The organism is Brevundimonas sp. UBA7507, assembly GCF_002478355.1.
Lineage (GTDB): Bacteria > Pseudomonadota > Alphaproteobacteria > Caulobacterales > Caulobacteraceae > Brevundimonas > Brevundimonas diminuta_D.
The window spans coordinates 257,116-278,368 of the sequence record NZ_DLNP01000011.1; the positions used below are offsets into that span (position 1 = coordinate 257,116).

Annotated in this window: 25 protein-coding genes and 1 other RNA gene; 17 read left to right on the forward strand and 9 right to left on the reverse strand. The window is 68.2% G+C overall.

Annotated features, from left to right (window positions below; genetic code table 11):
- The 8 genes from B3D50_RS07010 to B3D50_RS07045 all read left to right on the forward strand — a co-directional run.
- On the forward strand, window positions 1–384 hold a 384-nt coding region (locus tag B3D50_RS07010; RefSeq protein ID WP_286950385.1), incomplete at its 5' end, for an ATP-binding cassette domain-containing protein.
- Entirely contained in the window at window positions 381–1,067 is a 687-nt protein-coding gene (locus B3D50_RS07015; protein ID WP_269299364.1) for a lysophospholipid acyltransferase family protein, read from the forward strand. The genes B3D50_RS07010 and B3D50_RS07015, both read left to right, overlap by 4 nt.
- 2 nt (window positions 1,068–1,069) lie before the next feature.
- Window positions 1,070–2,371 (forward strand): 3-deoxy-D-manno-octulosonic acid transferase, encoded by a 1,302-nt coding sequence (locus B3D50_RS07020; protein ID WP_286950388.1) that lies wholly within the window; start codon window positions 1,070–1,072, stop codon window positions 2,369–2,371.
- Window positions 2,368–3,372: a tetraacyldisaccharide 4'-kinase gene (gene lpxK, locus B3D50_RS07025; RefSeq protein WP_286950389.1), complete on the forward strand. Its 1,005-nt coding sequence runs from the start codon at window positions 2,368–2,370 to the stop codon at window positions 3,370–3,372. The genes B3D50_RS07020 and lpxK overlap by 4 nt, the downstream gene beginning before the upstream one ends.
- A 189-nt stretch (window positions 3,373–3,561) precedes the next feature.
- Window positions 3,562–4,860 (forward strand): adenylosuccinate lyase, encoded by a 1,299-nt coding sequence (gene purB / locus B3D50_RS07030; protein WP_286950391.1) that lies wholly within the window; start codon window positions 3,562–3,564, stop codon window positions 4,858–4,860.
- Window positions 4,857–5,597: a 2OG-Fe(II) oxygenase gene (locus B3D50_RS07035; RefSeq protein WP_286950392.1), complete on the forward strand. Its 741-nt coding sequence runs from the start codon at window positions 4,857–4,859 to the stop codon at window positions 5,595–5,597. Before purB ends, B3D50_RS07035 begins: the two co-directional genes overlap by 4 nt.
- A gap of 1 nt (window position 5,598) precedes the next feature.
- Entirely contained in the window at window positions 5,599–6,108 is a 510-nt protein-coding gene (locus B3D50_RS07040) for a DNA-deoxyinosine glycosylase (RefSeq protein WP_286950393.1), read from the forward strand.
- A 132-nt stretch (window positions 6,109–6,240) separates the two neighbouring features.
- Window positions 6,241–6,861 carry a fasciclin domain-containing protein gene (locus B3D50_RS07045; RefSeq protein WP_286950394.1) on the forward strand — a complete coding sequence of 207 codons (621 nt, stop codon included), beginning with the start codon at window positions 6,241–6,243 and terminating at the stop codon, window positions 6,859–6,861.
- A 150-nt stretch (window positions 6,862–7,011) separates the two neighbouring features.
- On the opposite strand, the gene B3D50_RS07050 is transcribed toward B3D50_RS07045, so the two are convergent.
- Entirely contained in the window at window positions 7,012–7,335 is a 324-nt protein-coding gene (locus B3D50_RS07050) for a DUF1476 domain-containing protein (protein ID WP_003165778.1), read from the reverse strand.
- Between the two features lie 261 nt (window positions 7,336–7,596).
- Between B3D50_RS07050 and purC the strand changes: the two genes are divergently transcribed.
- Window positions 7,597–8,355 carry a phosphoribosylaminoimidazolesuccinocarboxamide synthase gene (purC, locus tag B3D50_RS07055; RefSeq protein ID WP_269299349.1) on the forward strand — a complete coding sequence of 253 codons (759 nt, stop codon included), beginning with the start codon at window positions 7,597–7,599 and terminating at the stop codon, window positions 8,353–8,355.
- A complete protein-coding gene (gene purS, locus B3D50_RS07060) occupies window positions 8,355–8,594 on the forward strand; it encodes a phosphoribosylformylglycinamidine synthase subunit PurS (RefSeq protein WP_286950396.1) in 240 nt (79 codons plus the stop codon). Before purC ends, purS begins: the two co-directional genes overlap by 1 nt.
- Before the next feature lie 64 nt (window positions 8,595–8,658).
- Here the strand turns inward: purS and B3D50_RS07065 are convergent, their stop codons facing one another.
- Window positions 8,659–9,828 carry an SAM-dependent methyltransferase gene (locus B3D50_RS07065; protein ID WP_286950397.1) on the reverse strand — a complete coding sequence of 390 codons (1,170 nt, stop codon included), beginning with the start codon at window positions 9,826–9,828 and terminating at the stop codon, window positions 8,659–8,661.
- 124 nt (window positions 9,829–9,952) lie between these two features.
- Between B3D50_RS07065 and B3D50_RS07070 the strand changes: the two genes are divergently transcribed.
- The 3 genes from B3D50_RS07070 to purQ all read left to right on the forward strand — a co-directional run bounded on the left by B3D50_RS07070 (window position 9,953) and on the right by purQ (window position 12,480).
- Window positions 9,953–10,435, forward strand: a complete 483-nt coding sequence (locus B3D50_RS07070) for a YbhB/YbcL family Raf kinase inhibitor-like protein (RefSeq protein WP_286950398.1) — start codon at window positions 9,953–9,955, stop codon at window positions 10,433–10,435.
- 107 nt (window positions 10,436–10,542) lie between these two features.
- Window positions 10,543–11,784 (forward strand): MFS transporter, encoded by a 1,242-nt coding sequence (locus B3D50_RS07075; protein WP_286950399.1) that lies wholly within the window; start codon window positions 10,543–10,545, stop codon window positions 11,782–11,784.
- A 33-nt stretch (window positions 11,785–11,817) separates the two neighbouring features.
- Window positions 11,818–12,480, forward strand: a complete 663-nt coding sequence (gene purQ / locus B3D50_RS07080; RefSeq protein ID WP_286950401.1) for a phosphoribosylformylglycinamidine synthase subunit PurQ — start codon at window positions 11,818–11,820, stop codon at window positions 12,478–12,480.
- Here the strand turns inward: purQ and B3D50_RS07085 are convergent.
- Both B3D50_RS07085 and B3D50_RS07090 read right to left on the reverse strand, forming a co-directional pair.
- Complete coding sequence (locus tag B3D50_RS07085; protein ID WP_286950403.1) at window positions 12,477–13,571, reverse strand: aspartyl/asparaginyl beta-hydroxylase domain-containing protein; 1,095 nt, start codon at window positions 13,569–13,571, stop codon at window positions 12,477–12,479. The two genes, purQ and B3D50_RS07085, sit on opposite strands and share 4 nt — an antisense overlap.
- 39 nt (window positions 13,572–13,610) lie before the next feature.
- Entirely contained in the window at window positions 13,611–13,850 is a 240-nt protein-coding gene (locus tag B3D50_RS07090) for a hypothetical protein (protein WP_286950404.1), read from the reverse strand.
- Between the two features lie 121 nt (window positions 13,851–13,971).
- On the opposite strand from B3D50_RS07090, the gene B3D50_RS07095 reads away from it, so the two are divergent.
- From B3D50_RS07095 to B3D50_RS07110, 4 genes are all read left to right on the forward strand, one after another.
- Complete coding sequence (locus B3D50_RS07095) at window positions 13,972–14,766, forward strand: hypothetical protein (RefSeq protein ID WP_286950406.1); 795 nt, start codon at window positions 13,972–13,974, stop codon at window positions 14,764–14,766.
- 41 nt (window positions 14,767–14,807) lie between these two features.
- Window positions 14,808–17,018 (forward strand): phosphoribosylformylglycinamidine synthase subunit PurL, encoded by a 2,211-nt coding sequence (purL, locus tag B3D50_RS07100; protein ID WP_286950407.1) that lies wholly within the window; start codon window positions 14,808–14,810, stop codon window positions 17,016–17,018.
- Entirely contained in the window at window positions 17,018–17,386 is a 369-nt protein-coding gene (locus B3D50_RS07105; protein WP_286950409.1) for an indole-3-glycerol-phosphate synthase, read from the forward strand. The genes purL and B3D50_RS07105 overlap by 1 nt, the downstream gene beginning before the upstream one ends.
- A gap of 140 nt (window positions 17,387–17,526) precedes the next feature.
- Window positions 17,527–18,555, forward strand: coding sequence for a glycosyltransferase family 4 protein (locus B3D50_RS07110; RefSeq protein ID WP_286950410.1), 1,029 nt, complete (start codon window positions 17,527–17,529; stop codon window positions 18,553–18,555).
- A gap of 41 nt (window positions 18,556–18,596) precedes the next feature.
- Here B3D50_RS07110 and B3D50_RS07115 read toward each other — a convergent pair whose 3' ends face one another.
- From B3D50_RS07115 to B3D50_RS07135, 5 genes are all read right to left on the reverse strand, one after another.
- Window positions 18,597–19,418: a TIGR00282 family metallophosphoesterase gene (locus tag B3D50_RS07115; RefSeq protein WP_286950411.1), complete on the reverse strand. Its 822-nt coding sequence runs from the start codon at window positions 19,416–19,418 to the stop codon at window positions 18,597–18,599.
- Window positions 19,415–19,960: a 5-formyltetrahydrofolate cyclo-ligase gene (locus B3D50_RS07120; RefSeq protein ID WP_286950412.1), complete on the reverse strand. Its 546-nt coding sequence runs from the start codon at window positions 19,958–19,960 to the stop codon at window positions 19,415–19,417. The genes B3D50_RS07115 and B3D50_RS07120 overlap by 4 nt, the downstream gene beginning before the upstream one ends.
- A gap of 271 nt (window positions 19,961–20,231) precedes the next feature.
- Window positions 20,232–20,392, reverse strand: a non-coding RNA gene (gene ssrS / locus B3D50_RS07125) — 6S RNA.
- Between the two features lie 95 nt (window positions 20,393–20,487).
- The gene (locus B3D50_RS07130) at window positions 20,488–20,829 is read right to left on the reverse strand and encodes a cell division protein ZapA (RefSeq protein ID WP_003165793.1); all 342 of its coding nucleotides are present in this window, start codon (window positions 20,827–20,829) and stop codon (window positions 20,488–20,490) included.
- Window positions 20,829–21,119 (reverse strand): hypothetical protein, encoded by a 291-nt coding sequence (locus B3D50_RS07135; protein WP_269299308.1) that lies wholly within the window; start codon window positions 21,117–21,119, stop codon window positions 20,829–20,831. The genes B3D50_RS07130 and B3D50_RS07135 overlap by 1 nt, the downstream gene beginning before the upstream one ends.
- Between the last annotated feature and the right edge of the window lie 134 nt (window positions 21,120–21,253).

Here is a 21,253-nt window from a genome sequence, read left to right on the forward strand (position 1 = left end):
GGGGGGGGGGCGGGCCCCCGCCTGTCCGGCGGCCAGCGCCAGCGCATCGCCATCGCCCGCGCCTTCCTGAAGGACGCGCCCATCCTGCTGCTGGACGAAGCCACCAGCGCCCTCGACACCGAGAGCGAGGCCCTGGTTCAGGCCGCGCTGGAGCGGCTGATGGACGGCCGCGCCACCCTGATGATCGCCCACCGCCTGTCGACGGTGAAGAACGCCGACCGCATCTATGTCATCGAGGGCGGCCGCGTGGTCGAGGAAGGAACCCACGACGCCCTGGTGGCGCGCGGCGGCCTCTACGCCCGTCTGGCCCGGCAGCAGTCGCTGGACAGCGATCCGATCGCCTTGCCCGCGCTGGCTGAACTGCCCGACGAGACCGGCGCATGAGGCCACTTCGCAATCCGATCATCCAGAACGCCGCCGCCTGGCTTTTGTCCGAGTGGATGCGCTTCTGCTACGCCACCATCCGCTGGACGCACGAGAACGAACAGGTCGCCGAAGAGGTCTGGGCCGACGGCGGCGGCGTGCTGTGCGCCTTCTGGCACTCGCGCCTCGCCCTGGGCCCCGCCTCCTGGCCCATGAAGCGGGCGCAGCCGGTCAAGGGTTTGGTCTCCCTCAGCCCTGACGGCGAGTTCTTCACCAAGGCCGTGGGCCGCCTGGGCATTCCCGCCGTGCGCGGCTCTTCCTCCAACAAGGACAAGGCCAAACAGTCCAAGGGCGGCGCCCAGGCCCTGCGCGACGGGCTGAAACAGTTGAAGGTCGGCGGTCTGGCCATCACGCCGGACGGTCCGCGCGGCCCCGCCCGCCAGATGGCCGAGGGCCTGCCGCTGATGGCGAAGATGTCCGGCGCGCCGGTTCTGTTCATCGGCCTGTCGTGCAGCCCGGCGATCCGATTGAACAGCTGGGACAGGGCGATCCTGCCCCTGCCGTTCGGCAAGGGCGCCGTCGTCTGGGACAAGGCCTGGTATCCGCAAGGCGCCGACCTGGCCGAGGTCACAGCCGACTGGACCGCGCGCCTGACCGCCGTCGAGGCCCGCGCCGACGCCCTCACCGGGCTGGAGCGCGTCTGAGCGTGTCCTTCAGCCCCGCCCTGATCGCCTATCGGCTGCTGACCCGCCTGCTGGAGCCGCTGGCCCCGCGCCTGCTGGACGCCCGCGTCAAGAAGGGCAAGGAAGACCCCGCCCGCGTCGACGAACGTCTGGGCCTGCCCGGCATGGCGCGCCCCGACGGGCCCCTGGTCTGGATCCACGGCGTCAGCGTCGGCGAGGCCCTGTCCATCCTTCCGCTGGCCGAGCGCATCCGCAAGGATCGCCCCGACGTGACAGTTCTTGTCACCACCGGCACCCTGACCTCGGCCCAGGTGCTGGCGACCCGCCTGCCGCGCGGCGTCATCCATCAGTTCGCCCCGGTGGACGCCCCCTCGGCCGTCGCGGCCTTCCTCGACCACTGGCGGCCCAATGTCGGCGTCTTCGTCGAGAGCGAGCTGTGGCCCAACCTGCTGACCACCGCCCGCAAGCGCGGCGTGCCGCTGGCCCTGGTCAGCGCCCGCATCACCGACAGGACGGCGCAGGGCTGGAAGAAGGCCCCCGGCATGGCGCGCGCCCTGATGAACGGGTTCCAGCACGTCTGGCCTCAGGATCAGGACAGCGCCGACCGGCTGAGCGCGCTGGGCGCGTGCGTCGACGGTCAGGTGAACCTGAAGCTGTCCGGCGAGCCCCTGCCCTATGACAAGGGCGAGTTTTCCCGCCTGTCGGCCGTGATCGACGACCGCCCCGTCGTCGTCGCCGCCAGCACCCATGAGCACGAGGAAATGGCCATCGTCGGCGCGCTGGACCATCTGGCCGACCGCCTGTTCCTGATCGTCGTGCCGCGCCACCCGGAACGCGGCGACGCCATCGCCGAAGCCCTGAGCCATGACGGCTACGGCTTCGCACGGCGCAGCCAGGGCCAGCCGATCTGCGACCAGACCGACATCTATCTGGCCGACACCCTGGGCGAACTGGGCCTGTTCCTGCGGCTGGCGGACGTGGTGGTGATGGGCGGCTCCTTCGCCCCGGCGCTGGGCGGCGGTTCGGTCGGCGGCCACAATCCGCTGGAGCCTGCGCGCCTGGCCAAGCCCATCGTCACCGGCCCGGACGCCAGCAACTGGCAGGCCGTGACCCGGATGCTGAAACAGGCGGGCGGCCTCGTCTCGGTCCTGTCGCCCGCTGAACTGCCCTCGGTCGTCGGCCCCATGCTGGCCGATCCCGAGGCCGCCCGCGACATGGGCGAGCGCGCCCGTCGCTCGGCAGAGGCCGCCGCCGCCGGTCTGGATCGCCTGTGGCTGGCGCTCCAGACCCACCTGCCCGCCGCCCCTTCACGCAGGCGCCCATGAAACTGAACACCCCCCGCTGGTGGTATAGCCGCGACCGCCGCCACGCTCCGATGACGCGAATGATGCTGAAGCCCGCCTCATGGCTGTGGGCGGGCGTGACGGCGCGCAAGATCGCCCGCGCCACGCCGGTCGATCCGGGCGCGGCGGTCATCTCCATCGGCAATCTGACGGTCGGCGGGTCGGGCAAGACCCCTGTCGCGCGCGAGACGCTGCGCCTGCTGCGCGCTCAAGGGGTCGAAGCCGCCGCCCTGTCGCGCGGCTATGGCGGCAGGCTGGAAGGCCCTGTCCGCGTCGACCTGACCCAACATTCAGCCGCGGACGTCGGCGACGAACCCCTGATGCTGGCGCAAGACGCCCCCGCCTGGATCGCGCGGGACCGCGTTGCGGGCGCCCGCGCAGCCGCGGCCGGCGGCGCCTCCGCCCTCGTTCTGGACGACGGCCATCAGAACCCGGCGCTGAAGAAGACCCTCAGCTTGATCGTGGTCGATGGCGAGACGCGCGGCGACGAATGGCCCTTCGGCGACGGCTCCGTCTTCCCCTCCGGCCCGATGCGCGAGCCGTTGAAGGCCGGGCTGGCCCGCGCCGACGGCGTGATCGTCATGCTGCCGACCGACATGGACGCCGCCGACCCCGAACTGCTGGAGGTCTTCGGCGACCTGCCCGTCTTCATCGCCCGACTGGAAGCCGCCGCCCCGCCGCCGCCCGGCCCTCAGGTCGGCTTCGCCGGCATCGCCAAACCGTGGAAGGTCGAGCGATCCCTGATCGCCGCCGGCTGCGACCTGAAGGATTTCGTCCCCTTCCCCGACCACGCCGCCCTGTCCGACCGCGACTTCGCCTTCCTGAGCGACCGCGCCGCCGTCTATGAGGCTGGCCTCGTCACCACCGAAAAGGACTGGGTGCGCCTGACGCCCGACCAGCGCGCCGCCGTCGCCGCCTGGCCCGTCGCCGCCCGGTTCGAGGACGAGTCGGGCTTCACCGCCTTCCTGATGCGCGCCCTCTGAATTTTTCTGACAATCGGCCAGCCTACCCCTGCGCCTGTGCCAGACTGCCCTGTCAGCCACAGGGGATTTCAGACGATTCAGACGAATTCGACTCTCTTTTTTCCTTCTCCCCTTGTGGGAGAAGGATTTAGGGCTGCTACTCGCCCGCCGTCTTGACTCCCCGCCCCACTGGACCGACACGACCCAACCATGATCACGCGCTATTCCCGCCCCGACGCCGTCGCCATCTGGTCGCAAGAGACCAAGTACAAGATCTGGTTCGAGATCGAGGCCCACGCCGCCACTAAGATGGCCGAACTGGGCGTGATCCCGAAGGAATCGGCCGAGGCCATCTGGGCCAACGGCAAGGACGCGACCTTCGACTCCGACCGCATCGACGAGATCGAGCGCACCACCAAGCACGACGTCATCGCCTTCCTGACCCACGTCGCTGAAATCGTCGGCGAGGAAGCCCGCTTCCTGCACCAAGGCATGACGTCCTCGGACGTGCTGGACACCTGTTTCGCGGTGCAGCTGGCGCGCTCGACCGACTTGCTGCTGGGCGGCGTCGACCGCGTTCTGGCCGCGCTGGAAGTCCGCGCCAAGGAGCACAAATACACCCCGACCGTCGGCCGCTCGCACGGCATCCACGCCGAGCCTGTCACCTTCGGCCTCAAGCTGGCCGGCTATCACGCTGAGTTCCAGCGCGCCAAGCGCCGCCTGATCACCGCCCGCGAAGAGATCGCCACCTGCGCCATCTCGGGCGCCGTCGGCACCTTCGCCAACGTCGATCCGGCCGTCGAGCAATACGTCGCCGACCAGATGGGTCTGGCCGTCGAGCCGGTCTCGACCCAAGTCATCCCGCGCGACCGTCACGCCGCCTACTTCGCCGCCCTCGGCGTCGTCGCCTCCTCGGTCGAGCGTCTGGCCGTCGAGATCCGCCACCTGCAGCGCACCGAAGTCCTCGAAGCCGAGGAATTCTTCGACAAGGGTCAGAAGGGCTCGTCGGCCATGCCGCACAAGCGCAACCCGATCCTGACCGAGAACCTGACCGGCCTGGCCCGTCTGGTCCGCTCGGCCGTGACCCCGGCGATGGAGAACGTCGCCCTGTGGCACGAGCGGGACATCAGCCACTCCTCGGTCGAGCGTGGCATCGGCCCGGACGCCACCGTCCACCTGGACTTCGCCCTGCACCGTCTGGCGGGCGTGATCGAGCGTCTGAACGTCTATCCCGAAAACATGCAGAAGAACCTCGACCGCCTGGGCGGCCTGGTCTTCTCGCAGCGGGTCATGCTGGCCCTGACCCAGGCGGGCGTCTCGCGCGAGGACGCCTATGCGGCGGTTCAGGAGAACGCCATGAAGGTCTGGCGCGGCGAAGGCGCCTTCATCGACTTCCTGAAGGCCGACGCCCGCGTCACCCTCCCCCATGACCAGCTCGAAGCCCTGTTCGACCTCGGCTACCACACCAAGAACGTGGACGTGATCTTCGAGCGGGTGTTCGGGGCATGATTCCGGCAGGCGGCCTGGCGCTCAACCCCGCGCTGGTCGCCGCCGACCACGCGGAAATCTACGCCCGCGACGGCATGGTGCAGATCGGCGACTTCCTGACCCCGGAAAGCGCCGAATGGCTGGCCTCCACGCTTGAACGGGCGACGCCCTGGCGACTGGCTCTGTCCCACCAGGGTCGCGGCCAGATGTTGAAGGCCGAGGCCGCCCGCACCCTCGGCGCGGCCGAACTGCAACGTCGTGTCGCGGCGGCCAGCGCGGATGCGGCCAAGGGTTTCGCCTTCGTCTATCAGGCCTATCCCATCATCAGCGCCCTGCTGGACGGCGAAGATCCCGGCCACCCGACCCATGTCCTGGCCGAGTTCTTCAACAGCCCGACCTTCCTCGCCTTCGCCCGCGCCGTGACGGCGGAGCCCAATCTGACCAAGATCGACGCCCAGGCGACCTGCTTCCAGCCAGGCAACTTCCTGACCCTGCACGACGACACCGGGGATGGAGAACGCCGCGCCGCCTATACCCTGGGCCTGACGCGCGAATGGCGTGGGGACTGGGGCGGTCAGCTTCTGTTTCACGACGAAGGCGGCGACGTGCTGCGAGGCTTCAAGCCGCGCTTCAACGCCTGGACCGTTTTCCGAACCCCTCAGCTTCATTCCGTCTCCCAGGTCGCCAACTACGCCGCCAAGCCGCGCCTGACCGTAACCGGCTGGTTGCGAGACGACCCGCCTCACGATCCCCGTTGAAATGACATCCCCGGCCGATGCGCGCCGGCGAGCCTTCGCGCCGGTCGTCGATGAGCGCACTCGCGTCCTGATCCTCGGCAGCCTGCCGGGCGACGCCTCGCTGAAGGCGGCCCAGTATTACGCCCACCCGCAGAACGGCTTCTGGCGGCTGATCGGGGCCGTGATCGCCCAACCGGACCTGGCCGCCCAGCCCTATGAGGCGAGGCTGGAGCGCGTGCGGGCGGCGCGGGTCGGCCTGTGGGACGTAATCGCCTCGGCCGAGCGACAAGGCAGCCTGGACGCCGCCATCCGAAACCCGGAAGGCGCCGACCTGACCGCCCTGATAGCGCGCCTCCCCGATCTGCGCGCGATCGCCTTCAACGGCGGGACGGCGGCGCGACTGGGTCGACGCGCCCTGGCGGGAACGTCCGGCGTCGCCCTCATTGACCTGCCCTCGTCCAGCGCGGCCCACGCCCGGCCGTTCGCCGAGAAGCTGTCGCGCTGGACCGCCCTCGGGCCCTATCTGGGCTGAGCCGAGCTTGGCCGCACATCACGCGCCGCGCCCGAAAAATTGATCGCGAACGCATCCTTTTGCGCGGGCAGCCGTATTCCTTCCCGACGCGGCCTCCCCCCGTTTGCAAGCCGGCGTCGATGGAGGACTCTCATGACATTCACCCGCATCACCGCCCTCGCCGTATCGTCCGCCGCCCTGCTGGCCGTGGCCGCCTGCGGCCAGAACGAGACGAAGAAAGAGCCGGCGCCGGTCGAGACCGCCCCGCCCGCCATGGCCCCCGCCACCACCGAGCCCATGGTCGGCGGCGTGGCGATGAATCCGTCCGACAATCTGGTCGCCAACGCCTCCAAGGCCCCGAACCTGACCACCCTGGTCAGCGCGCTTCAGGCCGCTGGCCTGACGGAGCGACTGCAGGGGCCCGGCCCCTTCACCGTCTTCGCGCCCGACAATGCGGCCTTCGACAAGATCCCCGCCGCCACGCGCGAAGGGTTGATGCAGCCCGCGCAGAAGGCCGATCTGACCAAGTTGCTGACCTATCACGTCGTTCCCGGCCGTCTGACCGCCGCCGACATCGCCGCCCAGGCCCAGGCCAACGGCGGAACCGCCACCCTGACCACGGTTCAGGGCGAAAAGCTGACGGTCAAGGACGCCGGCGGCGGCAAGTGGCAGATCACCGACGCCAAGGGCGGAACCTCGACCATCACCCAGGCCGACGTGGCGCAATCGAACGGCGTGGTTCACGTCGTCGACACGGTGTTGATGCCCAAATAGGCGTCGGATCGAACCCACCGGCCGCGGGCGCGTTTATTCCATGCGCCCCGGCGCCTCCGGTCGCTCCCGTTTCCCCGGCGGGAGGCAGATCGAAGAAGGGCCGCAACCGGCGACGGTTGCGGCCCTTCTGGGATCAGTCTGTGACGCAGATCACTCGCCGGCGCGGATTTGCTCGCGCGCGATCGAGGCCAGTTCGTCCATCTTGGAGCGTAGCTCGCCTTCGGACACCGTCATGCCCGACGCCTTGAAGTCGCCGGCCACCTTGCGGAAGACGTCTTCCTCGCCCGGCTGTTCGAAGTCGGCGCGGACCACGGCGGCGGCGTATTGCTCGGCGCTCTCGGTCGACAGGCCCATCTTCTCGGCAGCCCACAGGCCCAGCATCTTGTTGCGACGCGCGATGGCCTTGAATTCCTGTTCCTGATCGAGGGCGTATTTGGCCTCATAGGCCTGTTCCCGATCGTCGAAGGTCGTCATGCGCGTCGTAACTCCAGTCACGGACCAGTCTCGTCCGCAAACGGCTCTATGGCCCCCGGCGCGACCGAACGCAACCAGACTTCGGTCGCGTATGCTGACGCAGGGTCGCTTCAGGATATTTGTGTCACAGACGCCCTTCGGCTAAAAGGGCGCGTGGTTCTATATAGCCGCCGTCGATTCAAGGACCGCGCCGCCCCGACCTTCGGGCCGCGCGTTTTTCGTTTTGAGGCCGTCCGTTTCCTTCCCGTTCGGGACCCGAAGATGAACACCAAGCGCAAGAAGCTCTACGAGGGCAAGGCCAAGATCCTGTACGAGGGGCCTGAGCCGGGCACGCTGATCCAGTATTTCAAGGACGACGCGACCGCCTTCAACGCGCAGAAGAAGGCGACCCTGGAAGGCAAGGGCGTCATCAACAACCGCATCAGCGAATTCATCATGTCGCGCCTGAACTCGATCGGCGTGACCAACCACTTCATCAAGCGCCTGAACCTGCGCGAACAGCTGATCCGCGAAGTCGAGATCATTCCGCTGGAAGTGGTGTGCCGCAACGTCGTCGCCGGCTCGCTGGCCCAGCGCCTGGGCCAGGAAGAGGGCACGCCCCTGCCCCGTTCGATCATCGAATTCTACTACAAGAAGGATGAGCTGAACGACCCGATGGTGACGGAAGAGCACATCACCGCGTTCAACTGGGCCACGACCCAGGAGCTGGACGACATCCTGGCCATGACGGTGCGGGTGAACGACTATCTGTGCGGCATGTTCGGCGCCGTCGGCATCACCCTGGTGGACTTCAAGATCGAGTTCGGCCGCGTGTGGGAGAACGATTTCAGCCGCGTCATCCTGGCCGACGAAATCAGCCCCGACTCTTGCCGCCTGTGGGATTCGACCACGGGCGAGAAGCTGGACAAGGACCGCTTCCGCCGCGACATGGGCGACGTCATCGAAAGCTACACCGAGGTGGCCCGCCGCCTCGGCATCATGAAGGACATGCCGACCGTGATTCAGGGAGGGCTGCATTAATGGCCAAGGTTAAAGTTCACGTCTTCCTCAAGCCCGGCGTCCTGGACGTCCAGGGCAAGGCCGTCGAAGGCGCCCTGCAGGGTCTAGGTTGGAACGGCGTGTCGAACGCCCGCGTCGGCAAGCTGATCGAGTTCGACCTCGACGACGCCGTCGCCGACAAGGAGGCCGAGGTGAAGCGCATGTGTGACACCCTGCTGGCCAACACCGTCATCGAAAGCTACCGGATCGAAGTCGCCTGAGGGCGATGACGGATCAGACGATCAGGGCCGCTCGAAAGAGCGGCCTTTTTCTACGCCCGCCGGCCTAGCCGCACAGATAATCCCGGCTCAGCGGCGCGGCCGTCTGCTTTTTCGTCAGTTGCAGTTGGAACACCATGTGGCCCAGCTCGCGGAAAGCGACCTCGCTGCAGGCCAGATAGAACTCCCACATCCGGCAGAAGCGCTCGTCGTACATGGCCAGCGCCTCCCCGCGCCTCGCCAGAAACCGCTCGCGCCAGTGCCGCAGCGTCTCGGCGTAGTGCAGGCGCAGCACCTCCATGTCCGTGACCCACAGGCCCGCGCGTTCGATGGCGGGCAGCACCTCGGATAAGGCCGGGATATAGCCGCCGGGGAAGATGTATTTGCGCACCCACGGCTGGGTGCGGTTGGGCGGCGAGTTGCGCCCGATGGAATGGATCACGGCCACGCCGTCCTCATCCAGCAGGCGAGCGACGGTGTCGAAATATTCCTGATAGTTCGGCACGCCGACGTGCTCGAACATGCCCACCGAGATGATGCGGTCGAAGGTTTGGTTCAGGTCGCGATAGTCCTGAAGCCGGAAATCGGCCCGGTCCGCGACGCCCAGCGCCGCCGCCCGTTCATTGGCCGTGCGGTGCTGTTCGGTCGACAGGGTGACGCCGGTCACGCGCGCCCCGCGCTCGACCATCGACAGGCCCAGCCCGCCCCAGCCGGCGCCGATGTCCAGAGCGGTGTGGCCCGGCTCCAGCAGCAGCTTGTCGATCAGGCGGCGCTTCTTGGCGACCTGGGCCTCTTCCAGGCTGGCGTCCGGCGTCTCGAAGAAGGCGCAGGAATATTGCAGGTCGTCGTCCAGGAACAGGCGGTAGAAGTCGACCGTCAGATCGTAATGGTGATGGACGTTGCTGCGCGCATGAAGCCGGTCGTTGGCCTGCTCGGCGCCGCGCCTGATCCGCTGCATCCAGGTCAGCTTGGGCGAACGCGGCCGCAGCGCCAGCTGCGAAGTCGTCAGTTGCAGGAAGTCATAGACGCTGCCGCCTTCGATCTGGAACGTGCCGTCCATGAAGGCTTCGCCGAGCGCCAGATCAGGATTGGCGGCGATGGCGACGGCCGTCTTCATGTCCGACAGCACAGCCGTCAGTTCCGGTTCGCCCGGCCCAGCCGTCAGTTCTCGACCGTCCGGAAGCCGCACCCGGATCGACCGCGTCTGAAAGGTTCGGTCCAACAGGGCTTGCAGCATCCCGTTCCTCCGCTCATCAAGACAGCTTGACCTTAGCTAGGGACAGAATGTCGCGACGCAACGCCCGTGGCGAGTCTTCCGTTAGTCTGGGCATCCGAATCCGCCGTCAAAGGAAGAGCGCGCCATGAGCTTCACCGTCACCTCGACCGACTTTTCCGACGGAGGCGTCCTGCCCGACGCCCAGGTCAAGGCGTTCGGAAACATCTCGCCGCAACTGTCATGGTCGGGCGCGCCCGATGGAACCAAGAGCTTCGCCGTCACCTGCTATGATCCCGACGCTCCGACCGGCTCGGGTTTCTGGCACTGGACGGTCGCCAACCTCCCGGCGGACGTGAACGCCCTGGCCGCCGGCGCGGGCGCCGTAGGCGGGGCGAACCTGCCCAAGGGCGCCGTCCAGGGCCGCAGCGACTATGGCGAGGCCGGTTTCGGCGGCGCCGCACCGCCGCCCGGCCACGGCCCGCACCGCTACATCTTCACCGTCTTCGCCGTGGACGTGGATCGACTGGACGTGACGGAAGACAACTCGGGCGCCGTCTTCGGCTTCAACCTGCACTTCCACACCCTGGCCAAGGCGTCGATCACGGCGACCTACGAGAACCGGGGCTGACCAGCCGACACAAAGCGTGATGACCGCTTCGACGCCGCCCCGGTTGATGCCGTGGGCGGCGTCCTTATTTTGCAGCGCAACCTCCCCTTGCTGCATCGCGACAATCCATGGCCCCTGCCGACGCTCCCTGCCTCGACGATCCGCGCTGCGCCGTGTCCAGCGGCGACGAGCGCCTAGCCGAACCGGGCAAGGCGGCGCTGGTGTTGCTGGCGCTGGCCATGGGCGGCTTCGCCATCGGCGTGACCGAGTTCGCCGCCATGAGCGTCCTGCCCGACTTCGCGGCGGGCTTGGGCGTCAGCGAACCGACGGCGGGGCATGTCATCAGCGCCTATGCCGCAGGCGTGGTCGTCGGGGCGCCGATCCTGGCCGTGCTGGGCGCGCGCCTGCCGCGCTGGCTGCTGCTGATCGGCTTCATGGCCCTGTTCGCCGTCGGCAATGCGCTCAGCGCCATCGCCCCGACCTATGAGTGGATGCTGGCCTTCCGCTTCCTCAGCGGCGTGCCGCACGGGGCCTATTTCGGCGTGGCGGCCCTGGTGGCGGCGTCGCTGGTGCCGCTGCGGCTCAGGACGCGGGCCGTCTCGACTATACTGCTGGGCCTGACCGTCGCCACGGTGATCGGGGTGCCGGTCGCCAACGCCGTCAGCCACTCCTTCGGCTGGCGCTGGACCTTCGCCATCGTCAGCGTGCTGGCGGTGCTGACCATGGCGCTGGTCGCCCTGTTCGCGCCGCGCGATCCGGCCCATCCCGACGCCGGCCCCTGGCGCGAACTGGGCGCCCTGAAGCGCGGCCAGGTGTGGCTGACGCTGGGCGTCGGCGCCGTCGGCTTCGGCGGCATGTTCGCCGTCTACGCCTATCTGGCCTCGACGCTGAAGGCGGTGACGGGCGTGGGGCCGGAAGTCCTGCCCAGGGTCTTCGCCCTGTTCGGCCTAGGCATGGTGGCGGGCAATCTGCTGGGCGCCTGGGCGGCCGACCGCTTCGGCATGATCGCGGCGGGCGGCCTGTTGCTGTGGAGCGCGGCGGCGCTGGCCCTCTACCCCTTCGCCGCGCCGCATCTGTGGGCCGTGATGATCGTGGTGGTGCTGATCGGCGGCGGCGGCGGGCTGGGCTCGGTGCTGCAGACCCGGCTGATGGACGTGGCCGGCGACGCTCAGACCCTGGCCGCCGCCCTCAATCACTCGGCCTTCAACACCGCCAACGCCATCGGCCCCCTGCTGGCAGGCATGGCCGTGTCGGCGGGCTGGGGGTGGACTTCGACCGGCTGGGTCGGGGTGGCGCTGTCGCTGGGCGGTTTCGCCGTCTGGGTCGTGGCGTGGATGACAGGGCGCGAGCCGCAGAAAAGCGATGCCTGACATTCCCGCCGAAGGATGCTAGGAGGCCCGGCCATGAGCGCAGCTGTCATTGTATTCCCCGGTTCCAACTGCGATCGCGACTGCAAGGTCGCCGTCGAACGTTCCACTGGCGAGCGGGTCCAGATGGTCTGGCACGCCGAGACCGAACTGCCCAAGGGCCTCGACCTGATCGTGCTGCCGGGCGGCTTCTCCTACGGCGACTATCTGCGCTGCGGCGCGATGGCGGCTCAGGCCCCGATCATGCAGGCCGTCAAGAAGGCCGCTGACGACGGCGTCACCGTGGTCGGCATCTGCAACGGCTTCCAGGTGCTGTGCGAAGCCGGAATGCTGCCGGGCGCCCTGATGCGCAACAGCAGCCTGAAATACATCTGCAAGCCGATCAGCATCACCGTCGCCAACGCCCAGACCCGCTTCACCGCGGGCTATCAGGGCCAGCGCGAAGTCGTCATGACCCAGGGCAACGCCGACGGCAACTACTTCGCCGACGCCGAGACGCTGAAGCGCATCGAGGGCGAGGGCCAGGTGGTCTTCCGCTACGTCGACAACCCCAACGGCTCGGTCGGCGACATCGCCGGCCTGCAGAATGAGCGCGGCAACGTCCTGGGCATGATGCCCCACCCGGACCGCGCGTTCGAAGCTGAACTGGGCAGCGCCGACGGCGCGATCCTGTTCCAGAGCATCTACGCGGCCGCCTAAACGCCCAGCTTGGGCGCAGCCGCGCCGCTGGCGTCGATCGTTGCGAACAGGGCGCGGATCAACGCCTGCTCCTCGTCGGTGATCTCGGGCTTCCAGACATCGAAGATCAGGATGGTGCGATCCTGATCGCTGTCGTTTGTAGCCTCGTGCTCGATCGTGTCGTCAAAGGCCCAGGCCTCGCCCGCCTTCCATTGACGCTCTTCGCCGCCGACGCGGAACCAGCAGTCCGGCGGCACGACCAGCGGCAGGTGGCAGATCAGCCGCGTATTGATCAGCCCGTGGTGCGGCGGAATCTTCGCCCCCGCCTGAAGTCTGGAGAACAGAATCGAGGGCGATCGGCCGGGGATGCGGCACAGGGGCGCCGCCGCCAGCGCCTTCATCGTCTGCGGGCAGCGCTCGGCGATTTCGGGAATCTCGGCCCCGTCCTTCCACAGGAAGACCGCGCTCCAGGCGTCATTGCCCAGCAAGCCCGCCTGATCGTGCCGGGGGCGGTTGGCGCGATCCTCGATATAGGGCGCGAACAGAGCCGGTTCGGCCAGGATGGCGTCAAGCTCAGCGCGAATGGCCGGCGCCGCCGCCTCCACCTGCGCCAGCCAAGCGACGGTCTCGCGCGGCTGAAACTCGATCTGCGGCAGGCCCGGAAACATGTAGAATTTCGGCTGCTGGTAATAGAGCCGCCGCCGCCCCGTCATCAGGTCCAGAGAAGCCGCGAAGCGCGCGCTGGACGTCGCGGGATCGAAGCCGCGTTGGCTCAAGCCCTCGCGCAGCCCCTGCTCGAAACGGCGCGCGCCCTCAGCCTGGGCGGCGGCGGCGTGCTGCAGCTCCGCCCGCAGATCCGACGGCGGGGCGGCGATCGCCCGCCCCTGAACCAGGGCGGCGCCGTAGAAGCTCATAGCCGAGCGATGATCCCCCTGGGCGCTGAGGGCGTCGCCCTTGAACACCAGGGCGCGCGGCTCGCGCGGGTTGATCGCCAACAGGGCCTCGGCCGCCGCCGTCAGGGCTGCTGCATCTGACCGTTCGCGCGCCTGTCGAGCCTGACGGATGAGCGCGTCGGCCTGAAGCTGCGGATCCGTAGAGCGGACATCGGTCATGACCGAATGGAACCGCCCCCCGCGGCGACGGTCAAGCGTTCAGCCGTCCTTGCGGTCCAGGACGCTGGCGCTGCGGCCGGAATCGCCGACCTCGACGTCCTCCTCGACCGGTTCGCCGTCCTCGTCGACGGCGCGCTCCAGCGTGCCTTCGGCGCCGGATTCGTGGATGGCGGCCAGTTCGCGAGCGCCGACGCCCAGGCCCTGCTCCAGGGCGCGGTTGGTCTCGACCTCTTCCTCAAACGTCTGTTCGATGGGGTCCGGTTTGTTCACGTCGGTCATGACGGCCTCCTTCTCAATGGCCTGAAAGCAAGGCTGGAAGCCCGGTCGCGGTTCCATGCGCCGTCGATGAACCTTCTTCGGCCCAGCGCGTAGATACGGCGAAGCTGAGCCGGAGAGACGCATGACCGCCATCGAACGCCCCACCCCCGCCCAGCAGACGCGCCGCCTGGCCGTTCTGGCCGCGGCCGTCTTCGCCGTCGTCGTTCCCATCGTGCAGGCCTTGGGCGGCTTCGGCCTGAGCCAGGCGGAGTTCGCCGCCGATGGAAACCAGACGCTGCGGGTGGCCGGATACGCCTTTTCGATCTGGAGCCTGCTGTATCTGGGCATACTGATCTACGCCGGGCGTCAGGCCCTGCCCCAGACGGGCGAAAGCGTCCTGATCAACCGCATGGGCTGGCCGTCGGTCGTCGCCTTCTTCGGCATCGGCTTCTGGATCGTCATGGCGGCGCTGAACCTCAAGGCGGCCAGCGTCGTCGTCATCCTGGCCTCGCTCCTGGCCCTGCTGCTGCCGATGCTGGCCAGCGCGCGCACCCTCCGCACCACCCGGACAATGGAGCGCGACCGCTGGTTCCTGATCTGGCCGCTGGCGGCGCTGGTCGGGTGGCTGACCGTGGCCGCGCCGCTGAACCTGATCACCGTGGCGACAGCGTTCGAGGCCCTGCCCGCCGCCCTGTCGCCGACCGGCTGGGCCGTTCTGGCCGTGGTCGTGACCACCCTGGTCGGCGTCGGCGTGACCTGGGCGCTGCGAACCCTGGCCTATCCCCTGCCCATCGCCTGGGGCCTGGTAGGGGCCTTCGTGGCTGAGCAAGAGGTCAAGCCGGCGCTGGCTTTCACGGCCCTGGCAGCGGCCTTCGTGCTGGTGGTGGCGGGGGTCATCATCGTCTTCGGTTTGAGACGCGGCGTCGAACGCCGGTGACGGGCTGACAGACGCCTCGGAGAGGGCTAGAAGGCCCGCCCATGAGCGCGCCGCAAAAAACCATCGCACAACTGGCCGAAGAGTACGGCCTCGCCCCCAATGAATATCAAGTCCTGCTGGACCGGCTGGGCCGCGAGCCCAACCAGGTCGAGCTCGGCGTCTTCTCGGTCATGTGGTCCGAGCACTGCTCCTACAAGTCGTCCAAGAAGCAGTTGATGAAGTTCCCTGTCACGGGCGAGCGCGTCATCTGCGGCCCCGGCGAGAACGCGGGCGTGATCGACATCGACGACGGCGACGCCTGCATCTTCAAGATGGAGAGCCACAACCACCCGTCCTATATCGAGCCCTATCAGGGCGCGGCGACGGGCGTAGGCGGCATCATGCGCGACGTCTTCACCATGGGCGCGCGCCCGGTGGCCCTGCTGAACGCCCTGCGCTTCGGCGATCCGTCGCACGAGAAGTCCAAGCGTCTGGTCAAGGGCGTGGTCAGCGGCATCGGCGGCTACGGCAACTGCGTCGGCGTGCCGACCGTTGCGGGCGAGACGAACTTTCACAAGGGCTACAACGGCAACATCCTGGTCAACGCCATGTGCGTCGGTCTGGCCCGCGCCGATGAGATCTATTACTCGGCCGCGCCGGAAGCGGGCCATGACGTGGTCTATTTCGGCTCCAAAACCGGCCGCGACGGCATCCACGGCGCCACCATGTCCTCGGCCGAGTTCGACGACGAGTCGGACGCCAAGCGCCCGACAGTGCAGGTCGGCGACCCCTTCGCCGAAAAGCTGCTGATCGAAGCCACGCTGGAGCTGATGGCCTCGGGCGCGGTGGCCGCCATTCAGGACATGGGCGCGGCGGGTCTGACCTCTTCGTCCGTCGAAATGGCGGGCAAGGGCGGCGTCGGCGTCGAGCTGGATCTGGACAAGGTGCCCCAGCGCGAAACCGGCATGACGGCCTATGAGATGATGCTGTCGGAAAGCCAGGAGCGGATGCTGGCCGTGCTGAAGCCCGGCTTTGAAGACATCGGCTATCGCATCTTCCAGAAATGGGGGCTGGACTTCGCCATCATCGGCAAGACGACCAACACCGGCCATCTGGTGCTGAAGCACCACGGCGAGGTGGTCTGCGACGTGCCGCTGGCCCCGCTGTTCGACGATGCGCCGCTGTATGACCGCCCGTGGGTCCAGCCCGAGCTGCAACCGCGCCTCGACCCGGCGGAAGTGCCCGCGCCCGACAGCTGGAACGACGCCGTGCTGAAGGTCGTCGCCTGCCCCGACATGGCGTCCAAGCGCTGGATCTGGGAGCAGTACGACCGCCACGTCATGGCCGACACGCTTCAGGACTCCTCCACCGGCGCCGACGCGGGCGTGATCCGCGTCCACGGCACGGAAAAGGGTCTGGCCGTCACTTCGGACTGCACCCCGCGCTATGTCCAAGCCGACCCCTATGAAGGCGGCAAGCAGGCCGTGGCCGAGGCCTGGCGCAACCTGACCGCCGTCGGTTCGCGCCCCATCGCCATCACCGACAACCTGAACTTCGGCAACCCGCAGCGGCCCGAGATCATGGGCCAGATCGTGCGCGCCACCGACGGCATGGCCGAGGCCTGCCGCGAGCTGGACTTCCCCGTCGTGTCGGGCAACGTCAGCCTCTACAACGAGACCAACGGCGTCGCCATTCCGCCGACGCCGACCGTCGGCGCCGTGGGCCTGCTGACCAACTATGACGTGACCACCGGCTTCGGCGGCGCGGCCGAGGGCGACCAGCTGGTGCTGATCGGCCAGACGCATGGCGAACTGGGCGCCTCCATCTATCTGCGCGAAGTTCTGGGCCGCGAGGACGGCGCCCCGCCGCCGGTCGACTTGAAGCTGGAACGCAAGACCGGCGATTTCGTGCGCGGCCTGATCGAGGCGGGCGAGCTGACGGTCGTCCACGACCTGTCTGACGGCGGCCTGGTCGGGGCGGCGGCGGACATCGCCCTGGCCTCGGACGTCGGAATCGAACTGAACGCCTCCAGCGCCGCCCACGCCCACGCCTTCCTGTTCGGCGAGGACCAGGCCCGTTATCTGGTCGCCGTGGCGGACGCGGACGCCCTGATCGCCAAGGCCAGGGATGCAGGCCTGCACGCCTCGGTCGTGGGTCTGGTCAAGGGAACGGATTTCGCCTCCTCGGGTCCGAAGGGCGAGCTGTTCCGCCTGCCCGTCGCCCATGTGCGCGAGTTCCACGAAGGCTGGATGCCGAACTGGATCGAAGGCTGATGAGAACCGCCGCCCTCATCCTCGTCGTCGCGGGCGCCGCCCTGCTGTCGGCCTGCGAATTCGAGGGCGGCGATCCCGTCCAGCACGCCCTGCGCGACGCGGCCGCCGCCCGACAGGCCGCCGCGCTGAAGACCACCGAGGAAGAAGAGGCGCAGGCGATCCGTCGTCCAACCGCCTCCGGCCCGGCCCTCCATGAGCCGGACGAACTGTCGCGACTGATCGCCGCACGTCGTCAGGCGGTTGAGGAAACGCGCGCCCTCCTGGCGGCCACGACAGATCCGGCGCTGAAAGGGCAACTGACCGGCGACCTGAAGGCCGAGGAAGGCCGCCTGCGCGCGCTGGAGGCCCGCGCCGCCGCCAGACCATGAAAAAAATGTCAGCCTAGGTTCATATTCGTGGTGTAGGAGGCCGAACGAGGCCTTGATACATCCTATACGGGAGCCGTCCGCTGAAAGTCGCTGTAGTCCTGCCTTCAGGTTGCTGCTTCTCCCTATCCCAACCGAACTCGATGGAGACCGTCGTCCGCACTCTGGCTGATGGCGAGCAGAAAGCGGAGTTACGTATCTTCTGCTGCGAAGGGGCCGAGGATCACGGAAATCTGCCGGCCTATCGCCTGCCCAGAAATAAGAAGCGGCTTTCGGCGCTTGAGAAGGCTCTGGACGACTTCGATCCGGACGTCATTGAATTCCACCAGCAGCTGCGTCAGGCGCTTCATATCTCCCGACGCTTTCCTCGCGCCACGCGCGTGCTCTATCGGCACAATGCGCTGAAGTCGCCGCGAGGCCTGCTTGATCGTTGGCGCTATGAACGACGGTTCCGCCAGATCGACGGTCTGATCTTCGTCAGCGACGCGGGACGTCGAGAATTCCTTCAGGATTATCCGAAGCAGGAACCCAAGGCTTTCGCCGTTCCCAACCCCATCAATGTCGACCTGTGGCGCGCGCCGGTCGACGGTCGCGAACCGCTGATCGCCTTCGCCGGCCGCGCCATGCCGGAAAAGGGCGTGGACCTGATCTGCGCCGCCCTGCCCACCGTGCTGGAGCGTCATCCCGACTGGCGCGCCTTGCTGATGCTGAACGACTGGGACAAGCACGCCGCCTGGGCCGCCCCCCATGTCGCCCCTCTGGAACGGTTCGGCGACCGGGTGACGGTGTTGAAGTCGGCGCCGCTGAGCAAGGTTCGCGCGGTCATGCAGCGTGCGGCCATCGCCCTGACGCCTTCGGTCTGGGCGGAGCCCTTGGGCCTGACTGCACTCGAGGCCCATGCGGCGGGCGCGGCCCTGATCTCATCTGGGCGCGGCGGCCTGCGCGAAGCCAGCGGCCCGCACGCCGTCTATGTCGATGATCTGACCGCCGATGGACTGGGCGCCGCGATGGACGACCTGATCCGCGATCCCGCGCGACGCCTGGAGTTGGCCCGTGCGGCCCAGGCCTATGTGGCGCACACGCACACCCCAGGGCACCGCGCGGCGCAGTTGCACGATCTGCGCGAACGCCTGGTCCACGCCAAAAGTCTCGAACGCGAACACAGCAGCTGAGCCCACTGCGGCCTCGGGTCGCCAAGAGCGGCAGGCCTGCGTCAGACCTGCGGGACCGCCTGGCTGAGGCGCCCGCCGACGCGGATCGGCTCGACGCGCGTGGCCAGCCCCGTGCGGTCGTCCGTCTCGACGAAGACGCCGCAGATGGTGGCCGGTCCGCTGGCGGGGGTGTAGCGCCCGCCTGACAGACGGGTGGTGAAACGGCGCAGCGGCTCTTCCTTATCGTTGCCGATGACGGAGTCGTAGTCGCAGCAGCCGCCCGCATCGGTCTGATAGGCCGTACCGTGGGGCAGAATCTGAGCGTCGGCGGTCGGGACGTGGGTGTGGGTGCCGACCACCAGGCTGGCGCGGCCGTCGCAGAAGTGGCCCATGCCCATCTTCTCGCTGGTGGCCTCGGCGTGCATGTCGACGATGACAGCGTCGGCGACAACGCCCAGCGGCGCGGCCTCAAGCTCGCGCTCGACGGCGCTGAACGGGTCGTCCATCGGGTCCATGTGGACTCTACCCAGGACGTTGATGACCAGAACCCGGCGGCCGTCCGGCGTGACGAAGACGTCGGCGCCACGCCCCGGCGCATCCATCAGGCGCGGATAGTTGGCCGGCCGGATCAGGCGCGGCTCGCGCACGATATAGGTCAGGGCCTCGCGCTGGTCCCAGCTGTGGTTGCCCAGCGTCAGGACGTCGGCCCCGGCGTTAAAGATGTCGTTGGCGGTGTTCTCGGTGATGCCGAAACCGCCCGCCGCGTTCTCGGCGTTGACCACCACGAAATCGAGCCTGAGGTCGCGCCTCAGCCCCGGAAGATGGTCCGAAAGTCCATCGCGCCCGGACTTGCCGACCACGTCACCGAAAAACGCCAATCTCATGGAAAGGCTCTATAGCCGGTCTCGGTCAAAACGCCATGCAGGCGGATGTCGTGCGGCTCCAGATCGAGGCGATCGACCGCCTGCCCGGCATAGGCGAAGCCGACCCGATGTGCGTCGGGCAGCATCGCGAAGGTCCGGTCGTAATAGCCGCCACCCTGGCCCAACCGTCCGCCGCGAGCGTCGAAGGCCAACAGGGGCGTCAGGATCAGGTCCGGCCGCACCACCTCGCTCAGCGGCAGAGGCGCTGGGCATCCGGCGGCGTCCAGTTCCAGCGGCTCGCCCGGCGCCCAGGCGCGGAAGATCATGGCCGCGTCGCGCTCCAGCACGACCGGCAGGCACAAACGACGGCCCGCCTGGTGCAGGGTGTTGGCCAGGGCGTCGGTGTCCAACTCCGACCCCATGGCGCGATACAGGGCGACGATGGCGCCGTTGGGCAAGGCGTCGGCATGGCTCGCGGCGCGCTCGGCGGCTTCGGGATCGGTCTCGGCCAGACGCTTTCGCAAGGCGCGCATGGCGGCCCGGAGTTCGTGCTTGAGGGTCATCGCCGCTCGGCCCTTCGCCAAATTCCACCGTCATCCTCGGGCTTGACCCGAGGATCCAGCCTAACGGCGCACTGAACGCCGACAGGGCGAGCGCGTCGCCCAACTCGATCCTCGGGTCAAGCCCGAGGATGACGGCGGGCGAAGGAGCGATTGGAGAAATGCTCGCCAACTGCGCATGGGGCCAGCAGCCGCGTCTCCAGCGTAGGGCACCAAATGCGCTCAAGCAGCGAGCCGCCGCGCGGCGAGCGATAGCGCACTAAAAAGAAAGGTTGGCGGCGCCGCGTGAGCCGTGAAGAACGTTTAAATCCTCTCGACCTGGGTAGCCAGGTGGGCTCCGTATGCCCAGGCCCTCGAGCCCGGACAGGGACAGATCCCTATGAGTGAATTAAGGTCAGAAGGATATGTTGTCTTCGACGTGAGCCGCAGCAGGACCCGCCGCCCGGCAAGATAGGCCTTCGGACAGGTTTCAACAATGGCGAAGCGCGCGTTTCTCCCTCCCCATAGAAGGGAGGGAGAAGGCCGGCGCCCTACATCGTCTGGACGATCTTCTCGATGCGGGCGGCCACCGCGTTCAGGGCTTCGGCCACGCCGTCGCTGGCCGGAGCGGGCGTCGCGACCGCCGCCGTCGCCGCCTTAGCGCGGCCCGAGTTCTGCACCGCCGCCTGGCGTTTCGCTTCTCCAAGCTCGTCGGCCAGCATCAGGGCGGCCATCAGGAACAGGCGCACGTCCCCGACCTGGCCGACCTGATCGGCCACGCCCTGCACCCGTTCGTTGAACTGGGCCGCCAGGTCGCGCACCCGCGCCTCCTGACCGTCAGCGCAACCCACCGCATAGGGGCGGCCGTGGACCTCTACCGTCACCGTCGCCATCAGCTCGCCTCCTCTTGCCCGGCTGCTTGCTGTGAAGCCACCTGTTGCTGCGCCAACACCTCGCGCACGGCGTCGGCCGCGCGGGCCAGGGCCTGGGCGGTTTCCTGACCGGCCGTCTCCAGCTCGGCGATGCGCGCCAAGTCGGCCGCGTTCGAGGCGCGCGGCGCGAACAGGTCGTCGTCCGCGATGGGCGGCGCCGAGGCGGGCCTGGCTTTCAGCTCCAGCACCTTGCGCTCCAGATCGGCTAACGCCCGATCGATCCGCGCCTTTGCAGCCGTAACGGCGTCCATGATGGTCCTTTCTTCCAGATTCCGTGTAGAACCTGCCGGCGCGCCGGGGTAAAGCGGCGCCGCTCCCGCTTTATCCTGTTCCTGAGGAAAGGTCTCGCCGTGACCGACGCCCAAGCTGCATTCGCCAAGCCTTC

Bases quoted from the DNA above. Each gene is read 5' to 3' on its own strand.
- B3D50_RS07120 (WP_286950412.1), bottom strand. From the start codon at position 19,960: ATGACCCTCAAGCACGAACTCCGGGCCGCCATGCGCGCCTTGCGAAAG.
- lpxK (WP_286950389.1), top strand. From the start codon at position 2,368: ATGAAACTGAACACCCCCCGCTGGTGGTATAGCCGCGACCGCCGCCAC.
- purC (WP_269299349.1), top strand. From the start codon at position 7,597: ATGAACACCAAGCGCAAGAAGCTCTACGAGGGCAAGGCCAAGATCCTG.
- B3D50_RS07110 (WP_286950410.1), top strand. From the start codon at position 17,527: ATGGAGACCGTCGTCCGCACTCTGGCTGATGGCGAGCAGAAAGCGGAG.
- purS (WP_286950396.1), top strand. From the start codon at position 8,355: ATGGCCAAGGTTAAAGTTCACGTCTTCCTCAAGCCCGGCGTCCTGGAC.
- B3D50_RS07090 (WP_286950404.1), bottom strand. From the start codon at position 13,850: ATGACCGACGTGAACAAACCGGACCCCATCGAACAGACGTTTGAGGAA.
- B3D50_RS07035 (WP_286950392.1), top strand. From the start codon at position 4,857: ATGATTCCGGCAGGCGGCCTGGCGCTCAACCCCGCGCTGGTCGCCGCC.
- B3D50_RS07075 (WP_286950399.1), top strand. From the start codon at position 10,543: ATGGCCCCTGCCGACGCTCCCTGCCTCGACGATCCGCGCTGCGCCGTG.
- purL (WP_286950407.1), top strand. From the start codon at position 14,808: ATGAGCGCGCCGCAAAAAACCATCGCACAACTGGCCGAAGAGTACGGC.
- purQ (WP_286950401.1), top strand. From the start codon at position 11,818: ATGAGCGCAGCTGTCATTGTATTCCCCGGTTCCAACTGCGATCGCGAC.
- B3D50_RS07015 (WP_269299364.1), top strand. From the start codon at position 381: ATGAGGCCACTTCGCAATCCGATCATCCAGAACGCCGCCGCCTGGCTT.
- B3D50_RS07045 (WP_286950394.1), top strand. From the start codon at position 6,241: ATGACATTCACCCGCATCACCGCCCTCGCCGTATCGTCCGCCGCCCTG.
- B3D50_RS07050 (WP_003165778.1), bottom strand. From the start codon at position 7,335: ATGACGACCTTCGACGATCGGGAACAGGCCTATGAGGCCAAATACGCC.
- B3D50_RS07135 (WP_269299308.1), bottom strand. From the start codon at position 21,119: ATGGACGCCGTTACGGCTGCAAAGGCGCGGATCGATCGGGCGTTAGCC.
- B3D50_RS07065 (WP_286950397.1), bottom strand. From the start codon at position 9,828: ATGCTGCAAGCCCTGTTGGACCGAACCTTTCAGACGCGGTCGATCCGG.
- B3D50_RS07130 (WP_003165793.1), bottom strand. From the start codon at position 20,829: ATGGCGACGGTGACGGTAGAGGTCCACGGCCGCCCCTATGCGGTGGGT.
- purB (WP_286950391.1), top strand. From the start codon at position 3,562: ATGATCACGCGCTATTCCCGCCCCGACGCCGTCGCCATCTGGTCGCAA.
- B3D50_RS07085 (WP_286950403.1), bottom strand. From the start codon at position 13,571: ATGACCGATGTCCGCTCTACGGATCCGCAGCTTCAGGCCGACGCGCTC.
- B3D50_RS07095 (WP_286950406.1), top strand. From the start codon at position 13,972: ATGACCGCCATCGAACGCCCCACCCCCGCCCAGCAGACGCGCCGCCTG.
- B3D50_RS07105 (WP_286950409.1), top strand. From the start codon at position 17,018: ATGAGAACCGCCGCCCTCATCCTCGTCGTCGCGGGCGCCGCCCTGCTG.
- B3D50_RS07070 (WP_286950398.1), top strand. From the start codon at position 9,953: ATGAGCTTCACCGTCACCTCGACCGACTTTTCCGACGGAGGCGTCCTG.
- B3D50_RS07115 (WP_286950411.1), bottom strand. From the start codon at position 19,418: ATGAGATTGGCGTTTTTCGGTGACGTGGTCGGCAAGTCCGGGCGCGAT.
- B3D50_RS07040 (WP_286950393.1), top strand. From the start codon at position 5,599: ATGACATCCCCGGCCGATGCGCGCCGGCGAGCCTTCGCGCCGGTCGTC.